15 protein-coding genes and 1 pseudogene are annotated in these 14114 nt (G+C 55.6%); 4 read left to right on the top strand and 12 right to left on the bottom strand.

The window, feature by feature from the left end; all coding sequences use genetic code 11:
• The 3 genes from B2W96_RS03910 to B2W96_RS03900 all read left to right on the top strand — a co-directional run.
• Positions 1-673, top strand: a 673-nt coding sequence (locus B2W96_RS03910) for an ABC transporter ATP-binding protein (protein WP_293008752.1), incomplete at its 5' end; no start/stop codon positions are given.
• A 4-nt stretch (positions 674-677) separates the two neighbouring features.
• Positions 678-1388: an ABC transporter ATP-binding protein gene (locus B2W96_RS03905; protein WP_397355305.1), complete on the top strand. Its 711-nt coding sequence runs from the start codon at positions 678-680 to the stop codon at positions 1386-1388.
• Between the two features lie 415 nt (positions 1389-1803).
• Positions 1804-5223 (top strand): diguanylate cyclase domain-containing protein, encoded by a 3420-nt coding sequence (locus B2W96_RS03900; RefSeq protein WP_293008750.1) that lies wholly within the window; start codon positions 1804-1806, stop codon positions 5221-5223.
• Positions 5224-5295: 72 nt separating this feature from the next.
• On the opposite strand, the gene B2W96_RS03895 is transcribed toward B2W96_RS03900, so the two are convergent.
• A complete protein-coding gene (locus B2W96_RS03895; protein WP_349680128.1) occupies positions 5296-5841 on the bottom strand; it encodes a DUF5662 family protein in 546 nt (181 codons plus the stop codon).
• A 119-nt stretch (positions 5842-5960) separates the two neighbouring features.
• Here B2W96_RS03895 and B2W96_RS03890 point away from each other — a divergent pair, with 119 nt between their 5' ends.
• Positions 5961-6395 (top strand): hypothetical protein, encoded by a 435-nt coding sequence (locus B2W96_RS03890; protein ID WP_293008748.1) that lies wholly within the window; start codon positions 5961-5963, stop codon positions 6393-6395.
• Positions 6396-6636: 241 nt separating this feature from the next.
• Here the strand turns inward: B2W96_RS03890 and obgE are convergent, their stop codons facing one another.
• From obgE to B2W96_RS03835, 11 genes and pseudogenes are all read right to left on the bottom strand, one after another.
• Positions 6637-7920 carry a GTPase ObgE gene (obgE, locus tag B2W96_RS03885; RefSeq protein ID WP_293008746.1) on the bottom strand — a complete coding sequence of 428 codons (1284 nt, stop codon included), beginning with the start codon at positions 7918-7920 and terminating at the stop codon, positions 6637-6639.
• Positions 7921-8069: 149 nt separating this feature from the next.
• Positions 8070-8351 carry a 50S ribosomal protein L27 gene (rpmA, locus tag B2W96_RS03880; protein WP_293008744.1) on the bottom strand — a complete coding sequence of 94 codons (282 nt, stop codon included), beginning with the start codon at positions 8349-8351 and terminating at the stop codon, positions 8070-8072.
• A 48-nt stretch (positions 8352-8399) separates the two neighbouring features.
• On the bottom strand, positions 8400-8729 hold the full coding sequence (locus B2W96_RS03875) for a ribosomal-processing cysteine protease Prp (protein WP_293008742.1): 330 nt from the start codon (positions 8727-8729) through the stop codon (positions 8400-8402).
• A gap of 3 nt (positions 8730-8732) precedes the next feature.
• A complete protein-coding gene (rplU, locus tag B2W96_RS03870; protein ID WP_293008740.1) occupies positions 8733-9044 on the bottom strand; it encodes a 50S ribosomal protein L21 in 312 nt (103 codons plus the stop codon).
• A 145-nt stretch (positions 9045-9189) separates the two neighbouring features.
• Entirely contained in the window at positions 9190-9780 is a 591-nt protein-coding gene (locus B2W96_RS03865) for a DUF3841 domain-containing protein (RefSeq protein WP_293008738.1), read from the bottom strand.
• A gap of 11 nt (positions 9781-9791) precedes the next feature.
• Positions 9792-10472, bottom strand: a complete 681-nt coding sequence (gene mtnN / locus B2W96_RS03860) for a 5'-methylthioadenosine/S-adenosylhomocysteine nucleosidase (protein ID WP_293008736.1) — start codon at positions 10470-10472, stop codon at positions 9792-9794.
• 215 nt (positions 10473-10687) lie between these two features.
• Positions 10688-11158: a hypothetical protein gene (locus B2W96_RS03855; protein ID WP_293008734.1), complete on the bottom strand. Its 471-nt coding sequence runs from the start codon at positions 11156-11158 to the stop codon at positions 10688-10690.
• A gap of 51 nt (positions 11159-11209) precedes the next feature.
• Positions 11210-11794, bottom strand: a complete 585-nt coding sequence (locus B2W96_RS03850; RefSeq protein WP_293008732.1) for a hypothetical protein — start codon at positions 11792-11794, stop codon at positions 11210-11212.
• Between the two features lie 270 nt (positions 11795-12064).
• On the bottom strand, positions 12065-12532 hold the full coding sequence (locus tag B2W96_RS03845) for a hypothetical protein (protein ID WP_293008730.1): 468 nt from the start codon (positions 12530-12532) through the stop codon (positions 12065-12067).
• A 4-nt stretch (positions 12533-12536) separates the two neighbouring features.
• On the bottom strand, positions 12537-13226 hold the full coding sequence (locus B2W96_RS03840; RefSeq protein WP_293008728.1) for a hypothetical protein: 690 nt from the start codon (positions 13224-13226) through the stop codon (positions 12537-12539).
• 6 nt (positions 13227-13232) lie between these two features.
• A pseudogene (locus B2W96_RS03835) lies at positions 13233-14114 on the bottom strand (hypothetical protein); the annotation flags it as partial.

The raw sequence follows: 14114 nt of genomic DNA, 5'->3' as shown, positions 1-14114 counted from the left end.
CCTCATCGGCCCCAACGGCGCGGGGAAAACCACCGTGTTTAACCTGTTGACCAAGGTTTATCAGCCCACCAAGGGCACGATTCTGCTGGACGGCAAAGACACTCACGGAATGAATACCATTCAGGTGAACCGGGCGGGCATCGCCCGTACCTTCCAGAATATCCGTCTGTTCTCCAACCTCACGGTGGAGGAAAACGTGAAGGTGGGCATGGACAACGCCATGAGCTACAACATGTGGAGCGGTATTTTCCGTCTTCCCGGCTTCTGGAAGGAAGAGAAAGTGGCCCACGACCGGGCCATGGAGCTTTTAAGCATTTTTGACATGCAGGACATGGCCCGCGCCAAAGCCGGGTCCCTGCCCTACGGGGCCCAGCGCCGATTGGAAATTGTCCGGGCGTTGGCTACAAATCCGGGCCTTTTGCTGCTGGACGAGCCTGCGGCGGGTATGAATCCCTCGGAGACGGCGGAGCTGATGGAGAATATCCGGAAAATCCGGGATACCTTCCAGATTGCCATTCTTTTGATCGAGCACGATATGAGCCTCGTGATGAATATCTGCGAAGGCATCTGCGTGCTGAACTTCGGGCACGTCATTGCCAAGGGCAGCCCCGAGGATATCCAGTCCAACCCCGCCGTGATCGAGGCGTATCTTGGCAAACAGAAGGAGGCGTGAGGGCATGAGCGTTATTTTATCCGCAGAGGACCTGAACGTCTTTTACGGCAGCATTCACGCCGTCAAGGGCGTTTCCTTCGACGTGAACGAGGGAGAGATTGTCACCCTCATCGGGGCAAACGGGGCGGGAAAATCCACCACGTTGAACACCATTGCCGGACTGCTGCACAGCAAAACAGGCTCCGTGACCTTCATGGGAGAGAATTTAGGAAAAATTCCGCCCCACAAAATTGTCTCCCGTGGCATGGCATTGGTCCCGGAGGGGCGGCGGGTATTTTTGCAGATGAGCGTTCAGGATAATCTGGAAATGGGCGCTTATACGCAAAAGAGCGCGGGAATTGCCGGAGACATGGAGAAGGTTTACGAGCAGTTTCCCCGCCTGAAAGAGCGGCGGCGGCAGGTGGCCGGAACCCTTTCCGGCGGCGAACAGCAAATGCTGGCCATGGGCCGGGCCCTGATGAGCCATCCAAGGCTTTTGATGCTGGACGAACCGTCCATGGGCCTTGCGCCGCTGCTGGTGGAGCAGATTTTTGAGATTATCCAGCGGCTGAACAAGGCCGGATCCACCATTTTGCTGGTGGAGCAGAACGCGCAGATGGCCCTCTCCGTCGCCCACCGTGGCTACGTGCTGGAGACGGGAAAAATTGTAACCACTGGCCCAAGCCGCGAGCTTTTGGCGTCTCCCGCCATCAAAAAGGCATATTTGGGAGGCTGACGCGTGCGGCAGTCGCCTCCGCGGTTTTGGGAGAGCCGGGAGACAGTCTGCACCAATCACCGCCCCTGATGAAAGACTTCATCAGGGGTGGTTTTTTTAATTTTAACGGCGCAAGGATGTCCTTATATAAAAATTACGGATTTTGGAATTTTCTGCACAAAAAAGTGGAAAATATTACGTAAACTAAGCAGTGCAAACTATTGCGAAGAGCGCCATTTTGAAGTAAAATAACATGCAAGAGTGAATATTTTTGCAGTTCTCCGCCAAAGACCGGCCGACCGCTCCGGACGGTGGGGAAACGAAAGACTGAGATAGAACGGAGATCACCCATGACGACACAGCGGAGGAAACAGAGCCGACAGGACCGGAGGGGCGGCAGTGTCCGCACCCTGTATCCGGCATGGAGGGACTGACGATGACACAGACCTGCAACACATTGCTGCTGGTGGATGATATGCAAATTAACCGGGCGATTCTCTCCGCCATGTTCGAGGGAGAATACGAGATTTTAGAGGCGGAGGACGGTGCGCAGGCGCTGACGCTGATGCGCCGGAACCGGCAAAAAATTGCAGCCGTGCTGCTGGATTTGCTGATGCCGGTGAAGGACGGATACGCGGTGCTGCAAGAGGCTGCGGGAGATGAGGACCTCTCCCACATCCCCATCATCGTCATCACCGCCGACCACACCCCTGAAAGTGAGGTACGGGTATTTGACCTGGGGGCGACGGATATTATTATAAAGCCCTTCGAGGCCCGGCCAGTCAAGCGGCGGATACAAAACGCCGTGGAGCTTTACCGTCACAAACTCCATTTGGAGGAGCTGGTGGAGGAGCAGGCCGCCCGCATCCGGGAATCCAATACCGCGCTGATCGACGGGCTTTCCTCCGTCATCGAGCACCGGAGTCTGGAGTCTGGCCAGCACATCCGCCGCATTCGGGGCTTTACCCGGATTTTGCTGCGGGAGCTGGCGCAGGAGCATCCTGAATACGGAATGAATGAACATACCATTGATGTGATTGCCAGCGCCTCCACTTTGCACGACATTGGAAAAATTGCCATTCCCGACGCGGTTTTGAATAAGCCTGGCCGCTTGACGCCGGAGGAGTTTGAGGTGATGAAAACCCATACCGTCAAGGGGTGCGAGATTTTGGCGGGGCTGGACCGGATGAGCGACCCGGAGTATCTAAGCTATGCCTACAATATCTGCCGGTATCACCACGAGCGGTGGGACGGCAGGGGCTATCCCGAGGGACTGCGGGAGAACAACATCCCCATCTGCGCACAGGTGGTGGCGGTGGCGGACTGTTTTGACGCGCTGACCACAGACCGGGTATATAAGCAGGCGATTCCGGAGGAGGAAGCCAGCGAAATGATTCTGCGGGGAGAGTGCGGGGCGTTTTCCGAGGAGCTTTTGGAGTGTTTTAAAAGTGCCCAGCCGGAGTTTTTTGTGCTGGCCCGAAAGTATGCCGACGGGCTGCGTCCGGCGGACGCGGGCGCGGAGGAAATGCCCCGCCCCGTCCGCGCTTTTGCAGGAGCCAGAACGGCCCGGAGTCAGGACAAGCTTTCCGCCATCTTCCGCCACCTGAACGCCACGGTGCTGGAGCTGGACTGGAACGCCGGGAGCTATCGCCTGCTCTATCAGGCGGACCACAACTTTTCTGTATTTCTCCAGAAGCGAACCATGGATGACGCAGGGGTTATGTTTGTGCAGTCCTGCGTCCATCCGGAGGATCGGGAGAAGGCTCTGGCTCAGGTGGATGGGGTGTACCACCGCTTTTTTACGGAAGGGTCCTTGGAGGATTCCGGGCGGTACCGTGTTTTGGACCGGGACACAGGGGAATACGTCTGGTACCGCAGTACCGTGCTGCGCTTAGGCTCGGACGACCCCCGGCGCTGTCAGGGTCTGGCGGTGTGGCGTAGGGAGACAGACCGATCCGAGACACGGGCGGAGCTGATGCTTCCGTCCGAGCAAGCCGAGAAGCCAAGTGCGCTTTATAATAGGCTTCCTGCCGCGCTGGTGTGGCGCAGGAACGACCAGGAGCTTACCGTCATCCATATGAATCGGGGCTTTTTACATCTGACAGGCTATACCGAGGAAGCGCTTGCCACCCGGTTTCAAAACCGCATGGTCTGCCTGCTGGACTCGGTGGACCGGGACCGGATGATGGCCCATTGCCGCAGGCAGCTGACGGTTGGGCGCGAGCTGCACTTGGAATATCGTCTGAGGAGCGGCGACGGGCGCACGGTATGGGTTTTGGAGGACAGTATTCTGCGCCGGGAGGCCGACGGGCGGGAATATTTTCAATGTGTGCTGACCGACGTCACCGCCCAGAAGCGGGTGCAGGAGGATCTGCGCCAGTGTCTGGAGCGGTATCAGGTGGCGGCCCAGCGAGAGGGAAGCATTGTCTTTGAGTGGAATGTTGCCACGGATCGCTTTTTGACCTCTGGGAACTGGGAGCTGAAGCTGGGCTATCAGCCCCGGAGCTATCTTCAAAGGGCGTTGGAAAGCAGCACCCGCATTTATCCTCTGGATATGAAAAATATTCAGCGGGCCATTCAGTCCATCCGGGACGGCGCCCTGCGGGAGGAGGCGGAGTTTCGCCTGATTACCGCCGATGGGCAGTATCGCTGGCAGCGGGCCAAGGCGGCGGTGCAGCTTGGAGGCGACGGAAGACCCTGCCGGGTGATCGGTGTTATTTCGGACGTGGAGGAAGAAAAACAGGCGGCGCAGGAGCTGGCGGACCAGTCCAAGCGGGATGGGCTGACCGGGCTGTTCCACAAGGAGGTGGCCTGGGAGCGAATTGATATCCGCCTCGCCGCTATGGAGGAATCTGAAACCGCGGCCATGCTGGTGCTGGACGTGGACGGCTTCCGCCGGGTGAATGACCGGTACGGCCACATTTTCGGTGACGCAGTGCTCTCAGAGCTGGCAGGCGTGGTGAAGCGGACGTATCGGGACGGTGAGATCGCTGCCCGGATTGGCGGGGATGTGTTTTTGGTTTTCCTGCCGTCGGTTTTTTCCCAGAGCGCCGTTCTGGATGGGGCGCGCCGACTTTTGGACGCATGCGAAAACGTGATGAGATACTCCGGTCGGCCGATTTCGTGCAGCGTGGGCGTTGCGATGGCTTCGGCCCACGGACAGGACTGCGAGACGCTGCTTCAGCGCTGCGGCCATGCCCTCTGTCAGGCAAAGGAATCCGGCGGAGGAATTGCCGTGCTGGGCGAAGCGGATTTTTCTGCCAAAGCAGGAGAGCCTGAAGAACTGCCCTACGCGGAAATTGACCCGGAGACGGACGTTCAAATGGGGTTATCCCGCATTCTGGGTGAGATTTTGCGGGACTGCCGTCTGCCCGGCGGCACGGAAGAAGCCGTGGCCGGTGCGCTGGAGAAGCTGGGACGGCTGTTCCATGTGAGCCGGGTGTATCTCTACGAAAGCTCGGCGGACGGAGAATATTGCTTTAATACTTTTGAGTGGTGCGGCGAGGGCGTCGCTCCGCTGCGGGCGGTCCGGCAGAGTATCCGCTGCCGGAGCATGGATGTGCACTGTCGGCAGAGTTTTGACGCTCGGGGAATCTTTCTCTGCCGGGAAGGGGAGACGCTGTCCGCCTCACACCGAAAGCTGCTGGAGGAGCGAAGCGCCCGCTCTATACTCCTCTGTGCAGTGAAGGAAAACGGGCGTCTTTTGGGCTGTTTGGGTTTTGACGACTGCCAGTTCCATCGATCATGGACGGGAATGCAGACTGATGCGCTCAGCCTTGGGGCAAAAGTTGTTTTTACGCTCTTAACGCAGAGCCGTGAACCCGGGGAACTCCGGGAGACGACGGAAGAGGGCTGAGATGAAAAAGCGAGGGCAGCCTTTTGGCTGCCCTCGCTTTCTCAGCTTCTGAAACAAAAAATGTACCGAAATTTACTTTTTCAAAACCTCATTCCGGATATAGGCAAAGGCGGCGTCCTCGCCCTCGTCCTTCAGCCTTGTCAGCATGGTTTCCAGAAGGTCAGAGGTTTTGGAATTTAAAATCGTGTGAGATTTTGAATGCTGAAAAAACCGCCACGGGTCCGCGTTTTCAAAAGCCGCGCCCCGGTAAATCCGGCTGGCGGCGTATCGGTCGCAGAACATCTCCGCCACGTATTTCACGGGCATCTCCACCCCTACCACGCCAAAGTCGCCGTCTTCCTTCTGGCCGTAGTCCGTCCAGTATTCCAAATGGTGGCGGTTGCGGGACTTATGGTGAATCCAGGCGCTGGAATAGCCCTTTTCCCGCCGTTCCGCGTCGTTGGGGCTGCGATCTCCCTGATAATACTTTACGCCGATCCAAAATTCTTGCAGAGAGTATTTGGACAGGTCGTGGGTCAGGCCCTGCCAGTACAGCCCCAACCGGAAGCAGTATTTACATACCAGTGCGCGATGATGGTTAACGGTATGGAGATGGGCAAAAAAGCGCAAAATAGTCACCTCGGAACTCTAAAACAAATTGTTAGAACCAGTCTAACACGGCTTAGCAAAAAAAACGAGAGAAATTTTCGCATAAACCCGCCGCCTTGGCAAACACTTGAAAAGAGGGGGGAGCGCAGATGGTGGATGCGGCGTTTTTTGGGGGAGGCGCGGCAGCCCCCGTGCCTCTTCCGGCGGGAGTGGAGCGGCCGGAAACAGTTCGGGTGCTGACGGAAAAGCGGTGGGAAGTGCTGGCGCTTTCTGTGGCGGGCTGCCGGCGGCTTTCGGATGCGCCAGAGGCGGTGTGTGCCTGCGGTACCGTTCTGCTGCCAAGCGAGTGGACAGGTCTCGCTGCACGGCAGATTCGGGCGGAGCGGGTGGTGAGCTGCGGTTTGTCCGCACGGGACAGCCTGACTTTTTCCAGCATGGGGGATCGGGACGGAGTGGTGTGTGTGCAGCGGGCGTTGCTCCGGCCGGACGGCGGGCAGGTGGAGCCGCAGGAGCTGCCGCTAAACTGCCCCGGCGGGCAGACGGAGGATTTATTGACGGTCATCGGGCTGGGACTTCTGCTGTAAACAGCCAAGCTTACCGCCATTAGAGAACAAAGGAAACATGCCGCTTTTTCAAGGTCGCTTGAACCGCGGGGGCGCGAGCACTTCATGCGGACTTGCGCCCGTAAAGGTACAGAGAGAGGAAACATGAAAAACGTCCCCGGCGCGGCTGATGTCCGCGCCGGGGACGTTTTAACTGTAAGGTAAATTTGAATAAGCGGAAGTCCGAAACGGTTTTTGCCGTCACAGGTGGGAAAGACTGGACTTACCGCTGATACTCAAATTCGTAGTCGTAGAGGGAAACGGTGTCGCCGTCCTGAATGCCCATCTCTTCCAGCCGCTGATAAAGGCCCGAATCCCGCAGGGTCCTGTCGAAATACATCCGGCTTTCGTAGTCGTTCAGGTTCACGTTGCTCATCAGCCGCTGGAGCCACGGGCCATCCACCACCCAAACGCCGTCGTCCGTGCGCTGGATGTCCAGCGGCTGGGAATAGTCAATCACCGGCGGACGGGGGACATACTCCGGCTCGTACACGACGATGGGAGGCAAGGTGGAAAGCTGCTCGCTCACCTTGTTCATCAGCCCGTCCACGCCCTGATGGGCCGCTGCGGAAATCTCAAACAGAGGATATCCCAGCTTTTCAACGTGCTTGCGCAGCCGCTCCAGATTTTCCGGATCCTCCATCACGTCTATCTTGTTGGCGGCCACAATCTGGGGACGCTTTTCAAGGTCTGCGCTATACTGGACCAGTTCGGCGTTGATGGCGTCGAAATCCACTACCGGGTCCCGGCCTTCGCTGCCGGACACGTCCACGACATGGATCAGCAGGCGGCAGCGGTCGATGTGGCGCAGAAAATCGTGGCCCAGACCCGCGCCCTCGCTGGCGCCCTCGATGATACCGGGAATATCCGCCAGCACAAAGGAGCGGCCTTCGCCCACGTACACCACGCCAAGGTTTGGAGAGAGGGTGGTGAAGTGATAGTTTGCAATTTTGGGCTGGGCGCGGCTCACCACGCTGAGCAGCGTGGATTTTCCCACGTTGGGAAAGCCAACCAGACCCACGTCCGCCAGCAGCTTCAGCTCCAGCAGGATGTCGTGGCTCTGGCCGGGGGTCCCGCCCTTGGAGAAGCGGGGAATCTGCCGGGTGGGGGTGGCAAAGTGGGAGTTGCCCCAGCCGCCCCGTCCACCCTTACAGAGGATATACGCTTCTCCGTCGGACATATCCTTGATAATTTCGCCGGTTTCCGCGTCCCGAACCAGAGTGCCGCGGGGGACCTTGATGGTCAGGTCCGCCCCGTCCTTTCCGGATTTGCGCGCGCCCTGCCCGTCCATCCCGTTGGGGGCGGAATACTTCCGCTTGTAGCGGAAGTCCAGCAGGGTGGAAAGGTTGTCGTCCACCTGCAAAATGACGGAGCCGCCCTTGCCGCCGTCTCCGCCGTCCGGTCCGCCCGCCGCCACATATTTTTCACGGTGGAAGGAGACCACTCCGTTTCCGCCATTGCCTGCCCGCACGGTAATGCGGGCCTTATCGATAAAAGAAGACGCCATAAACTGCCTCGCTTTCTTGTCGGCTGGTCAGCTCCCCGCGTCCGGCGCGTCCCGGAGGTCGGGAGCGGATCAGCCATACTTCCTAGTGTGTCCCGTTCTAAAAAAAGGGCCTCGAACGTCTGCGTTCGAGGCCCTTCCATGGTGTTCGGTTACTGCGCCTCGTAGACGGAGACCTTCTTGCGGTCTCTGCCCAGATGCTCGAAACGAACCACGCCAGTGGCGGTGGCAAACAGAGTGTCGTCCTTGCCCTTGCCCACGTTGGTGCCGGGATGAATGTGGGTGCCGCGCTGACGAACCAGAATGTTGCCGGCCAGAACCGTCTGCCCGTCCGCGCGCTTCACGCCCAGACGCTGGGCGTTGGAGTCGCGGCCGTTCTTGGTGGAGCCGCCGCCCTTTTTATGGGCGAAAAATTGCAAACCAATGTTCAGCATAATGAAGAACCATCCTTTCTTTCAGACTTGTTTTAGATGGGGAGGGGGTCAGCCCTCCAAAACCTCGATATTTTCGGGATACTCGTCGTGAAGCTGGGCGAGATAGACCATCAGGCCGGTCAGAAGCGGCTGGCAGCAGTCCTCCAGTTCGGCGGACAGTCCGCCGGGAAGACGAAAGCTGATATCCGCGTCCGCCTCGCTTACTTTCACGCTGGCCGCCAAGCCCAAAACATCGTTAATCGTCGCATCTACCAAACGCACAGCGCTGGTGACGGCGGCGCACACGATGTCGCACTCGGCTTCGGCGTATCCGCTGTGTCCCCGGGCGTCGAATCCGCAGATGCGCTCGCCCTCCATATGGAACGTAACGGTGGTCATGCCTTAGACGGAGATCTTGCCGATCTCAACCTTGGTGTAAGGCTGACGGTGGCCCTGGCGCTTGCGGTAACCCTTCTTGGCATTGTACTTGAAGATACGAACCTTCTTGCCCTTGCCGTTTTTGACGATGGTGGCCTCCACGCAGGCGCCCGCCACAACGGGAGCGCCAAAGGTGGCCTTGTCCTCATCCAGAATGGCAAGAACGCGGTCAAACTTCACGGCGTCGCCGGCCTCGTTGTCCAGCTTCTCGATGAAGACCACGTCGCCCTCTGCGACCTTGTACTGCTTGCCGCCGGTTTCAATGATTGCGTGCATATGTTTCAACTCCTTCAATACGGGCTCGCTGTCGGGGGCGGTGTCCATGGGACGCGCTTTTACCCATTCAAAGCGGCTCACTAATTATAGCGGCCAAATCCGGCCTTGTCAAGCAAAATTGACGCATTTCCGCATATTTTCCGAACTATACGGGGACTACCCTCTCACCGGGATGGAAAACGCGGACAATCTGCGACTGTCTGATCTCCCAGAGGTTGCCGCAGGCGGTGGGGGAAGCGTGGTCGATGGGCGCAAAGACCCGCTTCCAGCTCTCCAGAATCCGATCCGTCTCCTCCGGGTATTTCCCGGCGTACCGCCCCTCGAAAAACTCGAAGGAATTGGTGGCGCCGATGTCTTGCAGGTGTTTCCGGTACGCGGCCTCGTCCGCATCGTCCAATGGGAGATAGCGGTGATTGAGGACGTAGTCCCACTTTGCGTCGTCAAAAAATACAATCCGGTCCTCCGGCACATCCAGCGCATAGACCACCGTCCCCTCAATGGGCGGCAGGCAGTTTTTCACATTGGGTGTGCACCAGATGGACAGCTCCGCCCCCTCCGGCTTGGGGACAAGGCGAGCGGCCTCCCGGGCAAACCAGTCATAGCAGTCAAGGTAGTGCCCCGCCGTGTCACCGAAGTGAAGTTGTACGTAAATCCGCTGGTTTATGATGCGCCCGCCGTGCTCCAGCATCAGCAAAGTTTTGTCGCTCTGGCGGGTATAAAGACGGACGGTGTTCATAAAAAGCCTCCTTATAGCTCCGACAGCGCTTGGGCAAGGGGCAGGACCACCCGCCCAAGGCTTTCCAGCGCATGCGTGAAGTCAAAGTATTCCTCCGCCTGATTGTCAAAAAACAGGTGGTCGGACACGGATTTCAGCGCGGAAAATTTCACATCGTTGCGTAGGCAGACCTGCGCCACGGCGCAGGCTTCCATTTCCACCAGCAGGGGATGGAAGGTATCGGCGATCCACCGGGCGCGATCCCCCTTCACGGCAAACCAATCCCCGGTGGCAACCCGGCCCTTTACGGCATCCACGCCCTGCTTTTTGAGAAGGGACAGGCAGGCGTCCGGGTCCCATGAGAGAAATTCCGTTCTGTTCACGGTGGACACAAGTCCGATGGGGTCCCCCACGGCGGTGGTGTCCACGTCGTGCTGCATCAGCGTGTCCGCCACCACAAGGGAACCGATGGCAAGGTCTGTGCAGCAACCTGCCACCCCCGCGTTTAAAATCAGCTCCGCGCCAAAGCGCAGACAGAGAATTTCGGCGGCGGCGGCGGCGTTGACCTTGCCCACGCCGCCCGCGCAGGCAAGGATACCCGGCGCGACTTCAAAAAACGGAATGCCGGAGACGGTTTCGATAACGGGAAGCTCCCGTGCGCCGGGAAGGGCATGCAGCTCCGCAGGCATGGCAAATTGCAGGGCGACTTTCATGAGGTTCCTCCTGAAGTACCGGCGGGCAAAAGGTCAAAAGCCGTTCCGCCGCCGGGAAATGACAGCTTTATTGTAGCACAGGGAGAAGGACGGGGCAATGTAAAAATAGGGCGGGTTTGGCTCTGCCCTCAGCAAAGCGCGTATGGGCTATGTATTATGCATGAAAAAGGTCCAGCCGGACAGGAAACCTTGTCCGGCTGGGCGCTGAAAGCGCTTCAGGAATCGTATTCGATACTGTAATAGATGCAGGCGTCCAAATCGTAAATTTTAAATAAATAGTTGTGATAAGACTTGCCTTGAAATTCCTCCGGGGTTTCATCCTTGAAATACCACAGGCCATTAATAACCTGTGCGGCGGCCTCCGCTTCGGAGACATGTCTCAACAGCAATTGTATATTTTCAGGAATCGGTGATTCCTGAAACCCATTCTTCTGCAACTGTTGTGCAAATTCCGCGGATTTATCTGATGGGATATTGGATGTAATGGTTGCAACTCCATTTGCTGGAAATCCATCATAGTCATTCGTTCTTGTGAACTGCGTTCCCGCCGGAAAAACAATGCGATCTTCCGAGTGGGTGTACTCCACCCATGTGAAATACAGTGCAATTAAAAGCGGCAGCAACACAAAAAGCCCAAGACCACCTAACACGCCATACAGCATGGAATGACCCCGTCTTCGTGCCATACAACTACCCTTCATACCCTTTCAAATTCTGAAACTGCACAATTTCTGATTTTACTGTAATAAATTCAATTTTCTCCGATGCTTTTTACAAATCTCCAAAAGCTGTTCAAGAATGAAATCTGCTATATGAGGAACCTCAAGCTGCAAATAGTCATGCTCTTCGTGATAATATACCTTAATTGCGTAATCACTTTTTTCAAATTTCGCAGAAAGTGGAGAAAGAAACCCGTAAAAGGTAAGTTCATAATGTGCTGACTCATTTTTAGGAATGCAATCCAGTAATTGATCATCGATTCCCTCTGTCATTGTAATTACAGTTCGTCCCTTCGTAAAAATTGGCTTTTTCCCCGTCTTCAAATAGGCATGAAAAAACGCCTCTTCCCGAATATCCTCCGAAAAGATACTTTGGCATTGATTGATCACCGCAGGAAAACGGTTCAGCAGCCAAGCCGCATACTCTTTTGCCAGAGCGGCAAATTCTAAATCTCCACCTGCATCCAGTGGATAAAGGCAATAGAGCGAGTTTTCTGGATTTTCCGCTTTTTCATGTGAATAGAATCCGCTCGAAATTAAGGCAATTTGTGCGTCTTTCCCCACAGGGGTACATATTTTCTGCTTGGATTTTCTAAAAACCATGGTTCTCACTCCAGTACTGTAATGTCAACAACATAATTTCCTAGCTTATCCCCAGCAAATGAACCTGCAATGCCTAGAAACAATCCTACGGCTATACCGCCGATTGCAGTTCCAACGCCAGGAAGGATGGCTGTTCCGATGCTTGCACGCCGCCCTTGGCGCCAAGCGCTCCGCCGACCCAACTGCCGCTGATACCACCAACAAGACTTAAAATCGGGACCGCAATAAATGCGGCCGGACCGGCTGCCACGCCCGCCAGCGCGCAGTCGCTCAGGAATCGTATTCGATACTGCAATAGTTGCAGGCGTCCAAATCGTAAATTTCTATCCGGAAGTCTGTGCACTCTCCGTTTGAAGTCTCTTCAGGACTATCATTCCAGAAAAGCCACGGGCCATTTGTAATCTGATCGACGTATTCCAATTCCCTGATGTCTAACAAGGTCTGCTGTGCAAAATCAGAAAGCGGCGTTTCTTTAAATCTGTCCTCCCGCAGCTTTTGCGCAAACTCCTCGGAGACTTCCGGCGGAATATTAGCCGTATCAGTTGCGGCTCCCCCTTCGCGAAATCCGCGGTCATCTGTTCGCGTGAGTTGTGTTCCCTCGGGGTAAAAGGGGTGGGCTTTTGAATACATATAGCTGGGCCATATAAAATACAGTGCGATTAAAAGCGGCAGCAACACAAAGAGTCCAAACCCACCCAACACGCCATAGAGCATCGAATGATCCCGTTTTTGTGCCATACAACTATCCTTCGAACCCTTTCGGATTCTGAAACAAAATATCATTTTCCTTGCAAACCGCTGCGATTAGCTCTTGCAATTCGCCCACGTCAACCGTTTTGGGATTCAGCGTTACATATAGAGCGGAAGCTCCATTTTCACAGATCTGGAACCACACATCGTAATTTCCGTCGGCAACCGCTTTTGCAGTTTCTTTGGCGGTAAAAGTCGCAGAGTTTTCCGGCAAAACATAAAAATCAAAGTAGCAGCGATTTTCTGTATCGATTTTCTGATTTGCCCAGAGGGCGGTCCCGTCAAAGCCGTCCGTCAGAAGAAACAGCGTTCTTTCGTTTTCCACGTACATTGAGATCGGGGAATCCATGCTCTCCAAAAACTCACGATACCGCACGGTAAAGAGCAAATGTTTTGAATTGCGTGCCTCTTTTTTTGAAAACTCCCTGTCGGAGTAAATTCTTGTTAAAACTTGTCTGGAACCGCAAAATCGTTTCATAATCTCCTTGCTGAGTCTTACAATTCTGGCGTCATATTCATCTAAATCCTGTGTAAACTCGTACCGAATGTAAGTGCCTGAAATATTTTTTGAGGATCCTTCTGTGCATTCCAGAAAGTACATTGTGTCGCACCATGCCTGCTCATTCTGCGCGGCATACTGCGCAGAAAGCGCTCGCTTAAAAAAACCGTTGATAAAGCTCATTTCAATTCAATCCTCCGTACAAGTAATGTCCACGATGTATCTCCCAAGGGCATCCCCGCCTATGGCTCCGCCGATACCGCCTACAAGACTTAAAACTGGGACCGCAATAAATGCGACCGGACCGGTTGCCACGCCCAAAAGCGCGCCTAGCTGTGCCCCCAGCGCGGCGCCAGCCCAGCTTCCGCCGATACCGACGGCGGTGGAAAGCGTTGTTTTGCCAAGTTTCCGATCTGCATCCTTTAAATCTGCATCAATTGTCGTTCCAAGTTCCAGCGCATCCAGTGCAATTCCTGCCACCAGCAATACTTTTCCGGCAACACGAACCTTCTTGCCGGCGCTTTTTAAATCTTTTAGCATGTCGTAAGCGCTATCACTGAGCCGAAAATGATTATATCTGTTTTTAAGCCAGGATTGAAGCGCAGTGGGATGATTCCCAAAATCAACATTGAGGTGATTATAATCAATCGGCAGTTGCTCCCCGCGAAAGAAAACTTTATGCGGCACTCCGTTTTTGCTAATATGAGGTGTATCAATTCGAAGATACCGATAACCAGTCTTTACATCTGCAATGGAATTATTGGGCATGTTGTTACTGCCTGCAATCATTAATCCTCCTGCGTTATTTTGCAGCGGGTCAATCCATGCGAGTGTCGGCACCGTTCCGTGCTCCAAATTTTTAATAAGTCTCTCCCACGCAGCTAGCGTTTTTCCTCCATAAACGCCATCCTCATTAAGATGCTCCCCAATGCCCAACTGGTTGAGCTTGCTTTGCAGCTCGCGAATCTTCGCCGGGTCGCCGCCCACAAACCACGCCAGCTTTTCTATTTTGCCGCTGGCCGAGCCGGTGCTGATACCGCAGCGCTCCAGCTCACCGACGGCAAGCTTCAG

Origin of the sequence: Oscillibacter sp. UBA6647 (assembly GCA_002455655.1) — a bacterium.
Classification (GTDB): domain Bacteria; phylum Bacillota; class Clostridia; order Oscillospirales; family Oscillospiraceae; genus Oscillibacter.
The sequence above is the reverse complement of the archived record's forward strand: the minus strand, read 5'-3'. Positions and strand labels throughout refer to the sequence as shown.

Coding starts and splice junctions, on each gene's coding strand:
- B2W96_RS03905 (WP_397355305.1), top strand. CDS start 678: ATGAGCGTTATTTTATCCGCAGAGGACCTGAACGTCTTTTACGGCAGC.
- B2W96_RS03900 (WP_293008750.1), top strand. CDS start 1,804: ATGACACAGACCTGCAACACATTGCTGCTGGTGGATGATATGCAAATT.
- B2W96_RS03890 (WP_293008748.1), top strand. CDS start 5,961: ATGGTGGATGCGGCGTTTTTTGGGGGAGGCGCGGCAGCCCCCGTGCCT.
- obgE (WP_293008746.1), bottom strand. CDS start 7,920: ATGGCGTCTTCTTTTATCGATAAGGCCCGCATTACCGTGCGGGCAGGC.
- rpmA (WP_293008744.1), bottom strand. CDS start 8,351: ATGCTGAACATTGGTTTGCAATTTTTCGCCCATAAAAAGGGCGGCGGC.
- B2W96_RS03875 (WP_293008742.1), bottom strand. CDS start 8,729: ATGACCACCGTTACGTTCCATATGGAGGGCGAGCGCATCTGCGGATTC.
- rplU (WP_293008740.1), bottom strand. CDS start 9,044: ATGCACGCAATCATTGAAACCGGCGGCAAGCAGTACAAGGTCGCAGAG.
- B2W96_RS03865 (WP_293008738.1), bottom strand. CDS start 9,780: ATGAACACCGTCCGTCTTTATACCCGCCAGAGCGACAAAACTTTGCTG.
- mtnN (WP_293008736.1), bottom strand. CDS start 10,472: ATGAAAGTCGCCCTGCAATTTGCCATGCCTGCGGAGCTGCATGCCCTT.
- B2W96_RS03855 (WP_293008734.1), bottom strand. CDS start 11,158: ATGGCACGAAGACGGGGTCATTCCATGCTGTATGGCGTGTTAGGTGGT.
- B2W96_RS03850 (WP_293008732.1), bottom strand. CDS start 11,794: ATGGTTTTTAGAAAATCCAAGCAGAAAATATGTACCCCTGTGGGGAAA.
- B2W96_RS03845 (WP_293008730.1), bottom strand. CDS start 12,532: ATGGCACAAAAACGGGATCATTCGATGCTCTATGGCGTGTTGGGTGGG.
- B2W96_RS03840 (WP_293008728.1), bottom strand. CDS start 13,226: ATGAGCTTTATCAACGGTTTTTTTAAGCGAGCGCTTTCTGCGCAGTAT.